The following is a 15,658-nucleotide window of genomic DNA, read 5'->3' as shown; positions in this document are numbered from 1 at the left end:
ACCTTCACCCCGTGTCCGCCTGACGGCTCTCCATGGCGGATGGTCCAGACAGGCGTCGGCGGTTGGCGGGAAAGGCGTGGCGGCGGGCGGCGGTGACGATGGCCAGGGCGGCGACGACCAGGGGGAGAGCGGTCCACGGCAGGGCGCCGGCACCGGCGCCTTCCAGGACGAGGCCGCCGGTCAGGGATCCGGTGGCGATGCCGGCGTTGTAGACGGTGGTCTGCATGGAGGTGGCCACGTCCGCGTTGCCGGGGCCGGAGGCGTCGACCAGGGCGGCCTGCAGCAGTGTGGGGGCTCCGCCGAACGCGACGCCCCACAGGGCGACCGCGATCAGCAGGACCGTGGGGGTGTGCCCGAGCAGGCCCAGGGCGAGCATCGCGGTCGCGACCAGTGCCAGGGCGCCCAGGAGGGTCGACCGCAGGTGGCGGTCGATCAGGGTGCCGACGAGCCAGACTCCGGCGACCGTGGCGATGCCGAAGACGAGCAGGACCAGGCTGGTGTGGCCGAAGCCCGATCGCTCGGCGAACGGTGCCATGTAGGTGTACATCGCCTGGTGGCCCAGCAGCAGGAGCAGGGTGATGAGCAGAACGGTGGGGATGCCGGGCAGCGAGGCGACACGGCGCAGTGGGATACGCTCGGCGGCCGCCTCGCCGGGGAAGTCGGGGACTTTCCAGCTCACCCAGGCCACCAGGACCCCGGCCAGGGCCGCCAGGGCGGCGAAGCCGGTGCGCCAGCCGAAGGCGGTGGCCAGGGCGGTGCCGGCGGGGATGCCCAGGGAGAGCGCGACGGTGATGCCGGCCAGGACGATGGCGATGGCACGGCCGCGGCGCTCGGCGGGGACCATGCGGGCGGCGTAGCCGGCGAGCATCGCCCATAGTGTGCCGCCCATGACGCCGGTCAGCAGCCGGGCCACGAAGGTCAGCGGGTAAGAGGCGGAGAAGGCGGTGACGGCGTTGAAGATCGCGAATCCGGCGAGCGCGCCGATGAGCACCGGGCGACGCGGCAGGCCGCGCAGGGCAGCGGTGAGGGGGATCGCGGCGAGAAAGGAGGCGACCGCGTACACGGTCACCAGGAACCCGATACGTCCTTCGGACACGTGCAGGGCCGTACTCATCTGGGGCAGCAGCCCGGCCGGGAGCAACTCCGTCATCACGGCGGTGAACGCCGCGGTGAACAGGGCCATCAGCCCCCATAGTGGTAGTTTCGCCGTCCGGGTGGCCGGTGGGGCAGTGGTGTTCGTCATCGTTGCGGTGGGCATGCGAACATGGTGAAACCTTCACATCAATGTGAAGGCAAATATGATCCCGGCCACCTTGTTCGAGGGCATCATGAAGATCGGTGAACTGTCCCGGCGCACCGGCGTCCCCACCAGGATGCTGCGCTACTACGAGGAACAGGGCTTGTTGCACCCCGAACGAGCCGACAACGGCTACCGCCGCTACGGCGTGTCGGAGATCTACCGGGTCCAGCAGATTCGCGGGCTTCTCGACTCCGGTCTCACCACCGAGATCATCCGGAAGATCCTGCCCTTCCTGAACAAGCCGGATGAGATCCATCTCCATCCGGAGTGCCTGACTCCGGAGGTCGCCGGACTGCTCCGGGGTGAGGCCGAGCGGATCCAGCAGCGCATCGACTGCCTGGCCCGCAACCGCGACGCCATCTACGCCTACCTCGCCGCCGTCCAGCCGGACACCGCACCCGGGCCTGACACGCGGTCCGACCCGGGGTGACCGGCGCGTTCCGTTACGTTCCTCCGTGGGCCTCGTCGGCTGCCCGGCCGTACCGGGTCAGGGTCACCATGAACGCCCCGGCAGAGGTGGTCGCCGACCGGATCAGCCCCGCCGTCGGCACGGTGGAAGCGGCGGTAAAACCCGACCACCGTCCGGCCGTGATCAGGTCTTCCGCTCCGTGCGGGCGAAGGTCGGCGCGAGCAACGGAGCGATGTCAGATGCCCATGCGGGCGGCGAGGCCGTCGAGGACGGACTCCAGGCCAAGGCCGAACTGCCACTCGGCGTCGTCCTTCCTGACGCCTTCGTGAATGTAGCGCTTGAACGCGGGGTAGCGGTCCGACTCAAGCAGCCACATCATGCGTGAGGCGTAGGCGTCGCGCAGGTCATCCATCGTGGTGGCGCCTTCATACCGCATGAGCTGGGTCAGGGCGACTTCGCCGGCTGCCGCGCCGTTGACGTAGGCGCGGACCGTGGCGATGACCGCCATTTTGCTGTCGGCGTCGAGGTCGAGGGAGTCGAGGGAGGCCAGCAGCCGATCGGCCTGCGCGACCATGTTCGGTGTCAGCGGGCTGGACACGGCCGTGGCCTGAATGAGCCAGGGATGTCGCAGGATGGTGGCCCGTAGCCCCCAGGCCGCGTCGCCCACCACGGTTCTCCAGTCCGCCTCCTTCTCGGAGCCGGCCTTGCCGGCGTATGCCGCATCCACCATGAGCTCGACGATGTCGTCCCTGCTGCGCACGTAGCGGTAAAGGCCCATCGTGGCGACGCCGAGCCGTTCGGCGAGGCGGCGCATGGAGACGGCGCCCAGGCCCTCGGCGTCGGCGATCTCAATCGCGGCCGTGGCGATCTGGTCATGCGTCAGGGCGGCACGCGGGGGCCTGGCGGGGCGTTCCAGCCGCTGCCAGATGGACTCGCGGGCGCCCGCTTCTGTGCTCTCGGCCATGTCTGTTCTCCTACCGAGTTGACGCGTACATCGTATCAAACATGTACGCCGTACTCGCTGTTGAGTACGGCGTACACATCAATGGGTACGACGCACACATCCCTTGGATGATCTTCATGTCAAACAACCCGCTCCAGGTCGCGGTGATCGTCGGCAGCGTCCGGGACGGCAGGCTCGCCCTCTCGTCACCGGCTGATTCTCCGAGCAGGCCGGCCGTACCGGATTCGTCATCGCCCACCGGCTGTCCACGATTCGTGACGCCGACCTGATCCTGGTGACGGACTCCGGCCGGATCGTCGAACAGGGCAGGCACGAAGAGCTGCTGGCCGCGGGCGGAGCTTACGCCCGCCTGCATGCCGCGCAGTTCGCCCATCCCGAATCCGGCCTCGCCGCGTGAGCGGGACCATCACATCGAGGCGGAGAAGATCCACCCGGGCGCTTCCAAGACGATCCGTCCGCCCTCACCTGAGGACTTTGCCGAGAAGTCGGTCCTGAAGTAATCTTCGATTGATCATTCAGTTATTGAAAGGCTGGAGCTGGTGGCGCGGACCGCGGACGCCGAACAAGTGGCACAACGACGGGAGGCGATCACGCTCGCCGCGGCCCGGTTGTTCGCCGCCCAAGGGTTCGAGCAGACGACCATCGCGGACATCGCCCGGGCAGCCGGGCTCAGCGCGGGCAGCGTCTTCTACTACTTCCAGGACAAGCGGGCGGTGTTCCGGGCGGTGTTCGAGCGGGACCTGCCGTTGACAAAGGAGCTGGTCGCCCGCTTCGCCGATGCCGAGCAGCCGGCGGCCGCGATCCTCGAGCTCGTCACCGAGCTCGCCGCGGACGCCCGGGATCCGAGCGCGCCCGGCCTGCTCGTGGAGCTGCTGCGGCAGGCCGAGCGGGACCCCGAGCTGGTCGGCATCGTCACCCGCACCGCGCGGATCGTGCAGGAGTGCCTCGCCGGGCTGATCTCGCGCGGCATCGCCGACGGGACGGTCGACGCGGCACTCGTCCCGAGGGAGGCCGCCGCGTGGATCCAGACGATCGTCGACGCCGTCTTCCTCAACGCCGATCCCGCCCGCGACCCCACGCCCACGCTCCGGCGCACCGTCGCGCGCTACCTGGCACCACCACCGGACGACACAAGGAGAAATCATGGGGACAACGACGGATGAGCGTGCCGCCACGGTCGGGATGCCCGCGGTGTGGCTCTGGCTGATCCGCATCGGCGGCGCCGTACTCGGGTTCGGCGCGGGTTTCGCGGTCGCGCCGCTCGTGCGCTGGCTGCTGGACCTCACTGGTTCGGCCCCCGGCCCGCTCCGGCTTGCCGCGCAATTGCCGACGGTGTGGGCGGTGCCCGTGCTGACCGTCGTCGGCGCCGGGGCGGGAGTGTGGCTGGCGTCGCTCGCGCGCAGGCAGAGCCCCGTCGTGACGGTGGACGGCGACCACGTTGCCGTCCACGAGGGCGACTTCGGGCTGCACCTGCGCTGCGACCGGGTCGGGGCGGTGTTCACCGACGGCCGGGACCTCGTCGTCCTCGATCACAGCGAGGGCGAACTCGCCCGCGTCCGCGCGACCGACCTGCCCACCGAGCGACTGCGGGAGGTGTTCGAGCGGTTCGGTTACCCGTGGTGCGGGACAGCCGACCCGCGCGAGGCGGAGTTCGCCCGCTGGGTCGACGGCACCCCCGACCTCGATGAACCCACCCACGCATTGCTGCGGGCACGCAAGCGGGCCCTGGCCGACAAGCAGGTCGGCGCGGCGGAGAACGCGCTGGACGGGCTACGCGCGGTGGGGATCGCCGTCCGGGATCGGGACGGGGCGCAACAGTACCGCTGCGCTCGCCCACGATGAACAGCGGATCGTCCGGTGAAAGTACGGTGCCGCACGCTGCCGCAGCTCAGCACCCGTGCTGCAGTCCTTTGCGGACAGCTGGCAGAGCCCGAGCCGGCGAGCTTCAGTGATCAGGCAGAGGGAGACCGGACGTCGCCTTCCAGGGGCCGATACAGCGCGGAGCAGCCGACATTCAGGGCCTCGGCGATCGCGGTGACGAACTCCCCGCGGGCGAGCCGGACGGGGAAGGCGGGAAACCCGGGAGCCGGGTACAGGACCGTGCCGCTGGCCAGGCCCGTATGGTTGTCCCGGACGGTTGCGTGCCGGTAGGTCACGACGCGCGGGCCTCTCCGAGCAGGCCAACCAAGATCAATATCGTCGGGATTTCGGTTCCAACGCGACATCGACCGCTCAGCCCGCTGAGCACGAACCCGATCGCGGCAGCTAGTGCCTTATCAGGCAGCAATTGCCCTGTAGCTTGCGACGCGCCGGTCGGGATCCGTTCTCGGCTGGCGCGTTCTCCATCCCCTGCGCCTCACACCACAACGCTCTCCCGCGTAGGTGGAGTGGCACCAGCGACCGCCCAAGCCGCCTCGATCATGCGGAAGATCTCGTCCACCGCGGTTTGCGGGTCGTCCGTTTCGCGGGCGACCGAGAAGGCGTCGACCACGAAGCGTGCGATCGCGCTGCAGGCCGGCGTGGTCTGCGGCAAGTCCAGGTCGGCGGCGATGGCCGTTGCCAGCGACCGGGCGTGGCGCTGTCTCATCGACTCCTCGTACTGCCGCAGCGCCGGTGATTCCTCGATCATGCGCCACAGCGGGGCGGCGCCGTCCGCCGTGCAGTGCTGCACCATGGCGTGGATCTCGCGGCGCAGGGCGGGGATGAGCATCTCGTGCGGCTGGCGGTCGGTGACCGCCCGCACGAGGCGCTGCTCGAAGTCCTCGCCCTGCTCGAAGACCAGGGCTTCCTTCGAGCTGAAGTGGGAGAAGAGCGTGGTCACGGCCACGTCGGCCTCGGCGGCCACCTCGCGGATGCCCACCGCGTCGTAGCCGCGCTCGGCGAACAGGCGCAGGGCGGTGTCGGCGATCTTCTGGCGGGTTGCGGCCTTCTTGCGCTCGCGGCGTCCGGGCTGCTCGGTCATGCGTTAACACTACCAGATGCGAAAACACGACCGTTTCAAAAAGCTAACTGTTAGTGTTATGGTCTGCCGCATGAAGAAAGTGAACTTCACCGAGTTCGGCGGTCCGGACGTCCTGCACATCATTGAGGCCGAGGAACCCCACGCGGGCCCCGGCCAGATACGCATAGCGGTGCGGGCAGCAGGCGTGAACCCCGTCGACTGGAGAATCCGTGAAGGCCAGATCCTGAAGGCCCATCCGATCCGGCTGCCCGCCGGAGTCGGACTGGACGCCTCAGGAGTGGTCGACGAGATCGGGGAGGGCGTCGAAGGGTTCGAAATCGGCGACCGCGTGTTCGGCGAAGGCGCTGACACCTACGCCGAGTTCGCCGTGCTCTCGGCCTGGGCTCGGATGCCCGACGGCCTGTCCTTCGAAGAGGCGGCCGGGTATCCCTCCGTGGTCGAGACCGCGCTGCGCATCATCGGCCAGGTCGGCGTCCAGCCCGGGCAGACGCTCCTTGTCAGTGGCGCCTCCGGCGGAGTCGGGTCCGCGGTGCTGCAGATCGCCCGCGACCGTGGCATCACGGTGATCGGCACGGCCGGGGCGGCGAACCAGGACTATCTGCGCAGCCTTGGTGCCCTCGCCACGACATACGGCCCCGGCTGGGTCGACAGAGTGCGCCAGCTCGGTCCCATCGACGCAGCCCTCGATCTCGCCGGCTCCGGCGTGATTCCCGAACTCCTGGAGCTGACCCGGGACCCGCAGAAGGTCGTCTCCATCGCCGACCTCAGCGCGCCGCAGTTCGGCGTCCGATTCTCCGGCGAGGCCGGAAGCGTGCCGGAAGCACTCGCCGAGGCCGCCGCGCTCATCGCGCGGGGGAAGCTCCACATCCCGGTCGACAAGACCTACACGTTGGCCGAAGCCGCAAAGGCGCACATCGACAGCCGCGCCGGCCACACACGCGGCCGCCGCGTCATCCTCGTCTAGTGCCGCCTTAGGCGACGTTCGCCCTGGTGACGATCTGACGGAGGCAGACGTTGTCTGCATGCCGGTTCCGCCAGGTGATGTAGCGGCGGATCATGCTGTCCTGCTCCTTATGGCTGGCATGGTCGGTCCCGTCCAGCGCGAAGTAGCGCAAGGCGGTGAACAGGTGCCGGACCCCGTTGTTGCGGTTGTAGGTGGCCCGGCGGCGCGGGCGCGGTTCCGATCGGGGTCCTTGCCCTTGCCACTGACCGTCGCCCAGTGCCGGCCGGAATGCGGCATCAGGTTCAGCGGCCCGAACTCGTCCAGACAGAACACGACGGTCGGCTCGCCTGGCTCGGGTATCACCTCGCCGTCGGCGATCGCGTACAGGTGCTCAACCCGAGCCTTCTTCACCGCATAGTCAGGGTCTTTGGAGGTCTTCCAGGTCTTTATGCGTTGAAACGAGACGCCTTCGTCACGGAGTAGGGCCCGAAGGCCTTCGTGCGAGATGTCGTCGACCACCCCCTCGGCGACCAGGAAGTCCGCCAGCTTGGACAGGCTTTACTTGGACAGGCTTCAGGTGGAGAACGGCAGGCCGTGCTCGACCGGCTTGGACTTCGCGATCTTCTTGATCTCCCGGCGTTCGGGCAGGTTGAACGTCCGCGGACGGCCGCCGGCGTACTTCGGGTACAGCGAGTCGAACCCGTCGGTGTTGAAGTTGTGGATGACGTCGCGCACGAGGTCCTCGCTGGTGAACGTCACCTCCGCGATTTTTGCTACAGACATCTTCTGCGCCGATGGCAACACCTTCTGCGCCCGACGCCAGGTCACCACCGACCCCGTGCCCCGCCGCACTATCCGCAGCAGCCGACGACCCTCGTCGTCATCGATCTCCCGAACCTGGACCCGTTCCGCCATCGCTCGTCCGAGACAGTCGCCGGTGGCGGTGACTCATCATGTCGGCGAAGGCGTCCAACGGCCCGATCACGACATTGTCAGGGCACTCGCGTGAACGCTCTGCCGAGGAAGGCGTCGAGGGTGTGACGCGCGGTGTCACCGCGAGGGCCGGTGAAGATCTCCGCGGCGTGCAGCTCACCGGGGAGGATGGTGAGTTCCGCGGTGGGGAAGAGCCCCGCGACCTCCTTCAGCCGGCGCTCGTCGGCGAGCGGGTCATCGGCGGTCCCCAGGACGAGGAGCTCGCCCCGATACCGCCGGCCGGCCGCCGCGTCAGCGCCGCCCAGCAGGGCCAGCGGGCTGACCCCCGCGACGCCGACGGGGCGGTCCCGGGAGCGGTCCGCCATGCCGAGCATCACCGTGCCGCCCATGCATCCGCCCACCCAGGCGACCTGCTGTGCGCCCCGGTCTCGCAGCAGACCGGTCGCTGCGGACACGGTCTTTTCGCGGTCACCGCCCCAGTCGAACGTGACGACCTGGTGTCCGGCGCGGGCGAGACGCTTGGCCTCGGAGGCCCACTCGCAGGCGTCTCCCCAGGAGATCGGGGCGAAGACGATTCCCCGAGGCCCGGCGCCCAGAGCCACCATCCGGGCGCCGTCGGCGTCCGCGACCTGGTACGCCGTCGCCCCGCTCCCACGGAAGCAGTCAGGGACGCCGACCTCGGCGGCTGCGGCGGCGCGCGTCCGGCCGCTCAGGGAGGGGTGGGATGTCATGTCTGCCTTCCCGTTCGTTCCGCACGCCGCCGCGGCCCCGAGCACGCCAAGAGCCGCCAAAACGGCCAGCGCACGCATCTGTCGGCCACCATGTGGCTAGGCCGAGGCTGCTGCGAGGTCGCTCGCGGAGCGACCTCGCAACTGGACATGGGTGATCGCGGCGACTCGTCGGCCCAACACCTCGGCCGTGCGCAGGTCGGAGGTTCCCGGGGTGACCTCCGGGCTCTCGTCGTTGTTGGACTGGGACATCGCCCCCAGCCAGCTGCCGAGGCGGTTGATGTCCTCGGGGCTGCCCTGCGAGGTGTTCCAGCCGCCGTACTCGGCCAGGCCGACCCAGATCATCCCGTGCTGCGCGGCGAAGAGTGCGATGTCGACGAGCGTGTGCAGTTTGTCACCGGACATGTTGCCGCTGTTGGTGAAGCCCGCCGCGATCTTGTCCTTCCAGCGGAGGTTGTCGCCCCACACCTGGCTGGTGGCCTCCACGAAGGTCCGGAACCCAGCGCTCGCGCCGCCCATGTAGGTCGGCGTCCCGAAGATGATCGCGTCGGCTTCCTGAAGCCGCTCCCACAACTCGTCGTTCAGCTCCGTGAGCGACACCAGCCGGACTTCGGTGTCGGGGACCTTTTCGGCACCCGCGGCGACGGCTTCCGCCTGCTTGGCGGTGTGCCCGTAACCGCTGTGGTACGCGACCACGATTCGAGCCTGCATGATCTCACCTCTCATGATCCTCAATGGAAAGCTGTATTAAAAGCTTTCTTCAAAGCTTGAAGTTACCGGCTCTGGCCGGAGCCGCGCAAGGGGAATGGGTGATCGGGAGCTAATTATCTTTATACTGAGCTATCGGCTCGGGTCGGCTCTGCAGGATGCGCGACGCCAGCGCTGCAGAAGGGGTGAAGCATGGTTGAACCCGATCACGTCGACGACATCATCGCGGCCTGGCACATCCAGATGCCCGGGGTCGCCGGCCTGCCCCTGGAACTCGCCAAGCGCAGCGCCCTGCTCACCGCGGCGTTCGACGGCGCCACCGCCGTCGAGCTGGAGAAGCTCGGGCTCACCCCCGCCGAGTACGGGGTGCTGGCCACACTGCGTCGCATCGGCGAGCCGTACCGCCTCAAGCCCACCGAGCTGACCCACGCCCTCCTGCTGTCCTCGGGCGGCATCAGTAACGTGCTCAAGCGCCTGGTAGCCGCCGGATACGTCATCCGCGAGGCTGCCGAGGACGACGGCCGCAGCACATGGGTGCGGCTCACCCCGCAGGGTGTCGAGATCGCCGAGGAAGCGGTCCGTACGACGACCGCCGCCCACGCCCGCATGGTCGAACGGATCCCCGAGCAGACCGCCCGCGCGCTCAGCGAGCATCTGCGCATCGCGCTCACCGCGATCGAGGACGGCTTCCTCATCCGCCGCTAATGGCCGTCACACAACCTCGGCCGGGTAACCGGTCCAGCTTCTGATCGGTGAGCCGTCGGCGAAGCTGGTCTTGAGCTGGGCTCGGCATTGCGGGGTGCCGGCGGTAACGACGGAGGAAACAACGTCAATGCAGGTCAGGGATCTTCTTCCACGCTGTGCCCGAAGGCCCTCGCGAAGGCTCGGGGCTTGAGCGGCAACCGAACGGTCAGTGGCGTTGGCGAGCCGTCAGGGCTCGGGTTACCGCCACTGGCCGTTTCGATGCGGGCGGTGTTGGGGATCTTGGGGTCTTGGCGTAGATAACGGCGGCCTGTTATCTGCCGCACCGCCGCTCACGAGCTGTGGGAACGCCCACGGGGCGGTGCGCGGAGAGACTCTGTTATCTGGCGAAGTGAAACCTGCTCTCCTCCCTCGAGCGATGGAGGGACGAATGGGTGGCGTCGGCGATGTCCCGGCAGGGTCGGGCGCAAGAACCTTGACGGCATGTTGCTGAAACTCATGACCGCTTTGGTCTTGATGACTGCCCCGGCGCGGGCAGTCGAGCCGCCGGCCCTGCAGGGGCTCGGCGCACTGGTCGACGAGCACGTCGCTGCGACGATGGCCGAGGAGAAGATCCCGGGTGTGGCCGTGACCGTGGTGGAAAGCGGCAAGCGGGTGGTGCACAAGGGGTATGGCTGGGCCGATGTAGAGCGGCGGGTCCCAGTGGATCCCGAGCGCACCCGGTTCCTCATCGGGTCGGAGACCAAGTTGTTCACCGCTCAGGCGGCCCTCCAGCTCGTCCGCGCGAGCAAGCTGGAGTTGAACGCCGACGTGAACACGTATCTGAAGACTTTCAAGATCGTGACACCTACCCGGGGCGTCCGGTCACGCTGCGGCACCTGCTCACGCACACGGCCGGGTTCGACGAGGACTATGTCGTGGGCAGCGGCGCGGACGTGCGGCCGCTGGGCGAGGCGCTGACCGCGCACCAGCCGGCGCGGCTGCGTGCGGCGGGTCGGCGTCCTTCGGCCCCGGGCCGGGCCGGCGCGGCTTCACCGTCGCGGTACGCCTGCCGGGAGCCGCCTTGTGACAATCCGCGTCGTGGTAGCCGACGACCATGAGCTCATGCGCGGCGGCTTCGCCCTGATCCTCGACACCCAGCCGGACATCACGGTCGTGGCCGAGGCCGGCGACGGCGCCCAAGCCGTCGAGGCGGTACGCACCCACGCCCCGACATCGCCCTGCTCGACATCAACATGCCCATCATGGACGGTATCCAGGCCGCCAGGACGATCTGCGCCGAGACCGACACCAAGGTCGTCATCTTGACTGTCTTCGACCAGGACGAGTACGTTTACGAGGCCCTGCACGCGGGAGCCAGCGGCTTCCTGCTGAAAGACGTGCGCCGCGACGACCTCGTCCACGCCGTCCGGGTCGTCATGGCCGGGGAATCGCTGCTGGCACCCGTCGTGACCAGAAAGCTGATCGACGACCTCGTCCGTCGCGATGCCCGCCCGCCGATCGAGGTGCCGGGAATGGACTCCCTGACCGGCCGGGAGCGGGAAACTCTCGCCTTGCTCGGCCAGGGCCTGTCCAACCCGGAGATCGCTGCGGCTTTGGTGGTCAGTGAGCACACCGTGAAAACCCATGTCAGCAACGTGCTGACCAAACTTGGCTTACGGGATCGCATCCAGGCGGTCATCTGCGCCTATGAGTCCGGTCTCGTCCAGCCGGGCCGCTGGCGTCGTTGAGGAGGCGTCCGTGGTCTGACGGGATGGCAATAGGGTCTGACTGCGACACCCCGCTTTTCGCGAATGCACCAGCCGTACCCTGGCCCCGCCCGATCAGCCGGCAACTCCGCGACAGGGCCGACGCCGTGGTTTTACAACAACACTGGGGTTGAGGAACGAGCGGACAGCCGCTGGCGCTGAGAGCGATCATGATGGATGGCTCGTGTTCCCATGCGTCGGACTCGGACGATCCGCCGGTCAGCCCTTGGCCTCAGTCGTCATCGGCACCGAGGGCTTCCCTCCGTCGTGTTCACGCAGCATGCGCAGAACAGGCCGGGGAGGGGTGTTGGCCTTTCTTTTTGCCCTTGGTGATGACGAGCCGGGAGGCGATGTCGCGCAGGCTCAGATTCTGCTCGCGCAAGTGCAGGGCCATGGACAGTATGGCGGCATCGGTGACGGCGGCACCGCCGATGTTCTTGCCGCGCCTGCTGCGCGGCCGCACTCACAGGCCGGTGTGGGTGTCGTCGTCGCGGGCGAAGTCGGGGAGTTCGTCGGACAGCAGATGTTCAGCACCGCCTTCCAGGAGCCGGGCCATCTCGGCGGAGCGGGGCTGCATGGTGTGCTCGTAGGTGCGGATGGCGTCGTCGATGGTGGGGGCGTCGGCGAGGGCGAGGGCGAGTTCGCTTGCGTCGAGCATGGCGAGGTTGACGCCGACGCCGAGCGGGGGCATGACGTGGGCGGCGTCGCCGAGGAGGGTGACGGTCGGGTTGTGCGCCCAGGTGTGGGGTGCGGGCAGGGCATAAATGGGGCGGTCGACGTAGGGGCCGTCGTTATCGCTGATCAGGCGGCGCAGGCTGGGGGACCAGTGCGCGTACTCCTCGAGGAGCAGGGCGCGGATGGCGTCGGTGTCGCCGATGGTCAGACCGTTCTGGTTGATCCATCCGGCGGGGGTGCGCCGGATGATGTAGACGCGGATGTGGTCGCCGCTGTTGCGCTGGGCGAACAGGCCGCGGTCACCGTCGGCTGCGGCGGCGCCGCCCTGGCCGACCAGGGCGGCGATGTCGGGGTGGCGGGCCTGGACGTCGGAGAACCAGGCCTCCAGGAAGCTCACCCCGCTGTGCTGGGGGACGGCCGGCGACACGGCGGGGCGGACTCGGGAGAAGGCGCCGTCAGCGCCGATGACCAGATCGGTCTCGACGGTGCCGCCGTCGGCGAAGTGCAGCAGCCGGGGGCCGTCGGCGGGCCCGCTGATCGTTGTGAGGGAGCGGCCCCACCGCACCGTTCCCGGCTTCAGGGAGTTCAACAGCAGGATGCGCAGCTGGCCGCGGTCGATCTCCGGCTTGAACAGCTCGCCGTCGCCGGGGATGTGGTGGAACAGAATCTGGCCGGCGGGGTTCATCTGGCGCATTTCCTGCCCCTCGGGGCGGGCCAGGTCGAAGAACGCCTCCAGCAGGCCGGCCTCGCGTAGCGCGACCTGGCCGTCGTCGGCACGCAGGTCCAGGGTGCCGCCCTGGTCACGGGCGTCCGGGCCGGCATCGCGGTCATAGACGGTGACCGCCAGGCCGTGCCGCTGCAGGATACGGGCGCAGGTCAGGCCACCCGGTCCGGCGCCGATGACGCTGATACGGGCGTGGTGGGGCGCGGGAGAGCTCATGGCTGGTTCCTTCCGATCAGTTGAGAGGCGGGGCCTTCGACAGGCAGGGCCGGGCGCTCACGTCCAGGCCTCGCAGGCAGGCCTGTGATCAACAAGGCCGGTGGTGAGCGGCGCGGCGCAATCTGAAAGGTGCGCCGGCCCGGGGCCTCGTGACGCTGATGAGACTAAGTACAAAAGTGCAATGAGTCAACTAAACAACTAATTTCACAATCTGCATGGTGCCACTATCGGGTATGCTTCATTCATGACCGTGTCTTCCGTCGGCCGCCGCGAGCGCAAGAAGGCGGCCACCCGGCAAGCGATCGCCGACGCAGCCCTGCGGCTCTTCCTGGAGCACGGCTATGACCAGGTGAGCATCCGCGACATCGCCGATGCCGCGGATGTGTCGACCACTACGGTGTTCAAGCACTTCACCGGAAAGGAAGCGCTGGTCTTCGACCAAGAGCAGGACCGCGAGGCACAGCTCATCGCCGTGATCCGGCAGCGCACGTCCGGCCAGAGCATCCTCGACGCCCTCCGCCAGCACGTCCTGGACACCTGGCCGCCGATCGAGACCCACCCCCAGCGAGCCGAGTTCACCCACCTGGTGGACTCCACACCCGAACTGCGTGCCTACGCCGGGCATATGTGGACCCGGCACACCGACGCCCTCGCCACGGCCATCGCCGACGAACTCGGCGCCGACCACGATGACCTCGCCTGTGCCACCCTCGCCCACTACGTCCTGGAAATCCCCACCCTCGCCCGTGGCCGCCAGGATCCCCGGGCCGCCGTCGAGATGATCTTCGATATCCTCACCCACGGCTGGCGGCCGCCCACCGCCCACTGACGGGCAGCATCACCACACGCCCACCGACCGCGCTCGCTGCGGGCGGGTGGTAGAGCTCGCCCTTCTTGCCGTGGCAGATCTTGCGGGCGAGGGCGTGGCGGTTCTCCAGGAGGCGTGGCGGTTCTCCCGGAGGTTGCGGATGCCCTTGATGTCGCGCCGGTGGGTCTCGTCGGTGTCGATGCAGGACAGGATGTGCGGGGGTTTGAAGATCCGTCCGGAGAAGGCGATCGCTCCGCCGAGGGCGGTGGGGTGGCCGGCGCGGCAGTGGTGTCAGCGGTCGAACAGATCGGCGGGGTATACGGTTTCGGACCGGTCCTTGGCGGTGTGCATGTTCCAGAGCAGGTCGGCCAGCTCGTGGGGGGAGGCCGGGGTGGCGGCCCAATCGGGGACGGGCGCGCCGGCCTCCCGGGCGGCCTGGATTCCGGCGTGGACGGCGCTGTCGGCGATCAGGGCTCCGATGTAGAGCTCGCCGACGTAGACACCCTTGCCTGCGACCTCGGCGTGCAGGGCCTGCAGGTAGTTACGCTGGGCGGCCAGAGCCGGCCCGGGTCCGCTCATGCCGGGCATGCCCTGCAGGGCGCTGGCTCCCGGCGCGGTCAGGACGGCCCCGTCGCCCTGGTGGAGCATGTGCGGCAGGAACTGCTGCACCAGCGCGACGAGGGTGTACAGGGTGATGGACATGAAGCCGCGGGCCTGGCGGGGGGTGAGGTCGGCGGCGGGGGTGAATCCGGGGTCGGCGGAGTTCGGCCCGTAGTAGAAAGCATCGAGGCCGCCGACCCCGGCGCGGATCCGCTCGGCCAGGTCGCCGATCGCGTCGGTGTCGGCCAGATCGGCGGTGACGACGTGGACCGCGACACCGTGAGGGGCAAGGTCCTTGGCCAGCAGTTCGAGGGGTTCCCGGCGCCGGGCGACCAAGGCGACGTCATAGCCCTCTCGCGCATAGCGGTGGGCGACGGCCTGGCCGAGTCCGGATCCTGCTCCGAACACGCCGATGGACTTGGACATAACACACCCCTGATATCTTGACTGGAGGGTCAACTACTCGACTATGGCCTTAAATTGACTGTGGCGTCAAATTGTGTGGGGTGGATCAAGTGAGTCCTGTGCCGGGCACGGCCAACTCCGGCGGCACCGCCGACACCTCCCCGGCGACCGGAGGGCGCCCAGACACCGCGGCGCCGAAGGACCAGGCGGCCACCGGGCCTCGTGCACTGCGCGCCGACGCGGCCCGCAACGTGGCGCAGATCCGAACGGCCGCGCTGTCGGCGTTCCGGGGACGCGGGCTCAACACCCCGCTGGAGGAGGTCGCCAGGGTCGCCGGGGTCAGCAAGGGAACCATCTACAACCGGTTCGGGGGACGGCAGGGCCTCATCGACGCCGTCATCGAGGAATTGGTCGCCGCCGAGATGTATCGGGCCATGGAGCGGGCCCGGCAGTGCGACGACCCGTGGGAGCGCCTGGCCACCTACATCGCCGACAGCCGTGACCTGCAATACCGGGAACCGGTCGCGATCGACGTACTGCTGAAGAGCCACCCCGAGTCCGAGGCACTCGTCAGGCTGTGCACGGCCGCCACCGACGCCGGCATCCAGCTGGTCCAGCAGGCACACGCCGCCGGCGTCCTGCGCGAGGACTTCACCGCCGACGACCTCTACTACGCCACCGTCGCCAACGGCCTGGCCCTGCGCGACTGGCCCAAACCCACCCGCGCCGACTACGACCGGCGCACCCGGCACTTTGTCGACAGTCTCCGCGCCCGCTGACCCGGACTCGCGCGATCATCGTGATCCTCCACGACGCCGGGGCGGTCGCGCTGC

19 protein-coding genes and 2 pseudogenes are annotated in these 15,658 nt (G+C 68.8%); 10 read left to right on the top strand and 11 right to left on the bottom strand.

All coding sequences use genetic code 11. From position 1 onward, the window contains the following. Positions 1 to 4: 4 nt before the first annotated feature. Positions 5 to 1,258, bottom strand: a complete 1,254-nt coding sequence (locus ACFY2X_RS31675; RefSeq protein ID WP_389945468.1) for an MFS transporter — start codon at positions 1,256 to 1,258, stop codon at positions 5 to 7. A gap of 40 nt (positions 1,259 to 1,298) precedes the next feature. Here ACFY2X_RS31675 and ACFY2X_RS31670 point away from each other — a divergent pair, with 40 nt between their 5' ends. Beyond that, entirely contained in the window at positions 1,299 to 1,730 is a 432-nt protein-coding gene (locus ACFY2X_RS31670) for a MerR family transcriptional regulator (RefSeq protein ID WP_389945465.1), read from the top strand. Positions 1,731 to 1,944: 214 nt separating this feature from the next. Here the strand turns inward: ACFY2X_RS31670 and ACFY2X_RS31665 are convergent, their stop codons facing one another. After that, positions 1,945 to 2,673: a TetR/AcrR family transcriptional regulator gene (locus tag ACFY2X_RS31665; protein WP_389945462.1), complete on the bottom strand. Its 729-nt coding sequence runs from the start codon at positions 2,671 to 2,673 to the stop codon at positions 1,945 to 1,947. Between the two features lie 205 nt (positions 2,674 to 2,878). Here ACFY2X_RS31665 and ACFY2X_RS31660 point away from each other — a divergent pair. From ACFY2X_RS31660 to ACFY2X_RS31650, 3 genes and pseudogenes are all read left to right on the top strand, one after another. Then, positions 2,879 to 3,070, top strand: a pseudogene (locus ACFY2X_RS31660) (hypothetical protein); the annotation flags it as partial. 142 nt (positions 3,071 to 3,212) lie between these two features. Next, complete coding sequence (locus ACFY2X_RS31655) at positions 3,213 to 3,836, top strand: TetR/AcrR family transcriptional regulator (protein WP_389945459.1); 624 nt, start codon at positions 3,213 to 3,215, stop codon at positions 3,834 to 3,836. Beyond that, positions 3,817 to 4,515, top strand: a complete 699-nt coding sequence (locus ACFY2X_RS31650) for a hypothetical protein (RefSeq protein ID WP_389945456.1) — start codon at positions 3,817 to 3,819, stop codon at positions 4,513 to 4,515. The genes ACFY2X_RS31655 and ACFY2X_RS31650 overlap by 20 nt, the downstream gene beginning before the upstream one ends. A 110-nt stretch (positions 4,516 to 4,625) precedes the next feature. On the opposite strand, the gene ACFY2X_RS31645 is transcribed toward ACFY2X_RS31650, so the two are convergent. Together ACFY2X_RS31645 and ACFY2X_RS31640 are read right to left on the bottom strand one after the other, a co-directional pair. Next, on the bottom strand, positions 4,626 to 4,829 hold the full coding sequence (locus ACFY2X_RS31645; RefSeq protein ID WP_389945453.1) for a hypothetical protein: 204 nt from the start codon (positions 4,827 to 4,829) through the stop codon (positions 4,626 to 4,628). 200 nt (positions 4,830 to 5,029) lie between these two features. Next, positions 5,030 to 5,635 (bottom strand): TetR/AcrR family transcriptional regulator, encoded by a 606-nt coding sequence (locus tag ACFY2X_RS31640; protein ID WP_389945451.1) that lies wholly within the window; start codon positions 5,633 to 5,635, stop codon positions 5,030 to 5,032. A 70-nt stretch (positions 5,636 to 5,705) separates the two neighbouring features. On the opposite strand from ACFY2X_RS31640, the gene ACFY2X_RS31635 reads away from it, so the two are divergent. Beyond that, positions 5,706 to 6,599, top strand: coding sequence for an NADP-dependent oxidoreductase (locus ACFY2X_RS31635; RefSeq protein ID WP_389945448.1), 894 nt, complete (start codon positions 5,706 to 5,708; stop codon positions 6,597 to 6,599). Positions 6,600 to 6,689: 90 nt separating this feature from the next. Here the strand turns inward: ACFY2X_RS31635 and ACFY2X_RS31630 are convergent, their stop codons facing one another. From ACFY2X_RS31630 to ACFY2X_RS31615, 4 genes are all read right to left on the bottom strand, one after another. Beyond that, on the bottom strand, positions 6,690 to 7,097 hold the full coding sequence (locus ACFY2X_RS31630; protein WP_389945445.1) for a hypothetical protein: 408 nt from the start codon (positions 7,095 to 7,097) through the stop codon (positions 6,690 to 6,692). Between the two features lie 54 nt (positions 7,098 to 7,151). After that, positions 7,152 to 7,493 carry a transposase gene (locus ACFY2X_RS31625; protein ID WP_389945442.1) on the bottom strand — a complete coding sequence of 114 codons (342 nt, stop codon included), beginning with the start codon at positions 7,491 to 7,493 and terminating at the stop codon, positions 7,152 to 7,154. Positions 7,494 to 7,570: 77 nt separating this feature from the next. Next, complete coding sequence (locus tag ACFY2X_RS31620) at positions 7,571 to 8,242, bottom strand: alpha/beta hydrolase (protein ID WP_389945439.1); 672 nt, start codon at positions 8,240 to 8,242, stop codon at positions 7,571 to 7,573. Positions 8,243 to 8,338: 96 nt separating this feature from the next. Beyond that, a complete protein-coding gene (locus ACFY2X_RS31615) occupies positions 8,339 to 8,950 on the bottom strand; it encodes a flavodoxin family protein (protein WP_389945436.1) in 612 nt (203 codons plus the stop codon). Between the two features lie 189 nt (positions 8,951 to 9,139). Here ACFY2X_RS31615 and ACFY2X_RS31610 point away from each other — a divergent pair, with 189 nt between their 5' ends. From ACFY2X_RS31610 to ACFY2X_RS31600, 3 genes and pseudogenes are all read left to right on the top strand, one after another. Further along, positions 9,140 to 9,652 (top strand): MarR family winged helix-turn-helix transcriptional regulator, encoded by a 513-nt coding sequence (locus tag ACFY2X_RS31610; RefSeq protein WP_389945433.1) that lies wholly within the window; start codon positions 9,140 to 9,142, stop codon positions 9,650 to 9,652. Between the two features lie 480 nt (positions 9,653 to 10,132). Further along, entirely contained in the window at positions 10,133 to 10,609 is a 477-nt protein-coding gene (locus ACFY2X_RS31605) for a serine hydrolase domain-containing protein (protein ID WP_389945430.1), read from the top strand. Positions 10,610 to 10,714: 105 nt separating this feature from the next. After that, a pseudogene (locus tag ACFY2X_RS31600) lies at positions 10,715 to 11,379 on the top strand (response regulator). Between the two features lie 289 nt (positions 11,380 to 11,668). Here ACFY2X_RS31600 and ACFY2X_RS31595 read toward each other — a convergent pair. Both ACFY2X_RS31595 and ACFY2X_RS31590 read right to left on the bottom strand, forming a co-directional pair. Continuing rightward, positions 11,669 to 11,860 carry a hypothetical protein gene (locus tag ACFY2X_RS31595; RefSeq protein ID WP_389945427.1) on the bottom strand — a complete coding sequence of 64 codons (192 nt, stop codon included), beginning with the start codon at positions 11,858 to 11,860 and terminating at the stop codon, positions 11,669 to 11,671. Further along, a complete protein-coding gene (locus ACFY2X_RS31590; RefSeq protein ID WP_389945424.1) occupies positions 11,861 to 13,012 on the bottom strand; it encodes an FAD-dependent oxidoreductase in 1,152 nt (383 codons plus the stop codon). It abuts the gene before it with no gap. A gap of 244 nt (positions 13,013 to 13,256) precedes the next feature. Here ACFY2X_RS31590 and ACFY2X_RS31585 point away from each other — a divergent pair, with 244 nt between their 5' ends. After that, the gene (locus ACFY2X_RS31585; RefSeq protein WP_389945422.1) at positions 13,257 to 13,841 is read left to right on the top strand and encodes a TetR/AcrR family transcriptional regulator; all 585 of its coding nucleotides are present in this window, start codon (positions 13,257 to 13,259) and stop codon (positions 13,839 to 13,841) included. A gap of 270 nt (positions 13,842 to 14,111) precedes the next feature. Here the strand turns inward: ACFY2X_RS31585 and ACFY2X_RS31580 are convergent, their stop codons facing one another. Further along, complete coding sequence (locus tag ACFY2X_RS31580) at positions 14,112 to 14,846, bottom strand: SDR family NAD(P)-dependent oxidoreductase (protein WP_389945419.1); 735 nt, start codon at positions 14,844 to 14,846, stop codon at positions 14,112 to 14,114. A gap of 89 nt (positions 14,847 to 14,935) precedes the next feature. Here ACFY2X_RS31580 and ACFY2X_RS31575 point away from each other — a divergent pair, with 89 nt between their 5' ends. After that, a complete protein-coding gene (locus tag ACFY2X_RS31575; RefSeq protein WP_389945416.1) occupies positions 14,936 to 15,604 on the top strand; it encodes a TetR/AcrR family transcriptional regulator in 669 nt (222 codons plus the stop codon). Positions 15,605 to 15,658 lie beyond the last annotated feature (54 nt).

Origin of the sequence: Streptosporangium sp. NPDC000396 (assembly GCF_042898655.1) — a bacterium.
Classification (GTDB): Bacteria; Actinomycetota; Actinomycetes; order Streptosporangiales; family Streptosporangiaceae; genus Streptosporangium.
This window is presented reverse-complemented; position numbering and strand designations above follow the sequence as displayed.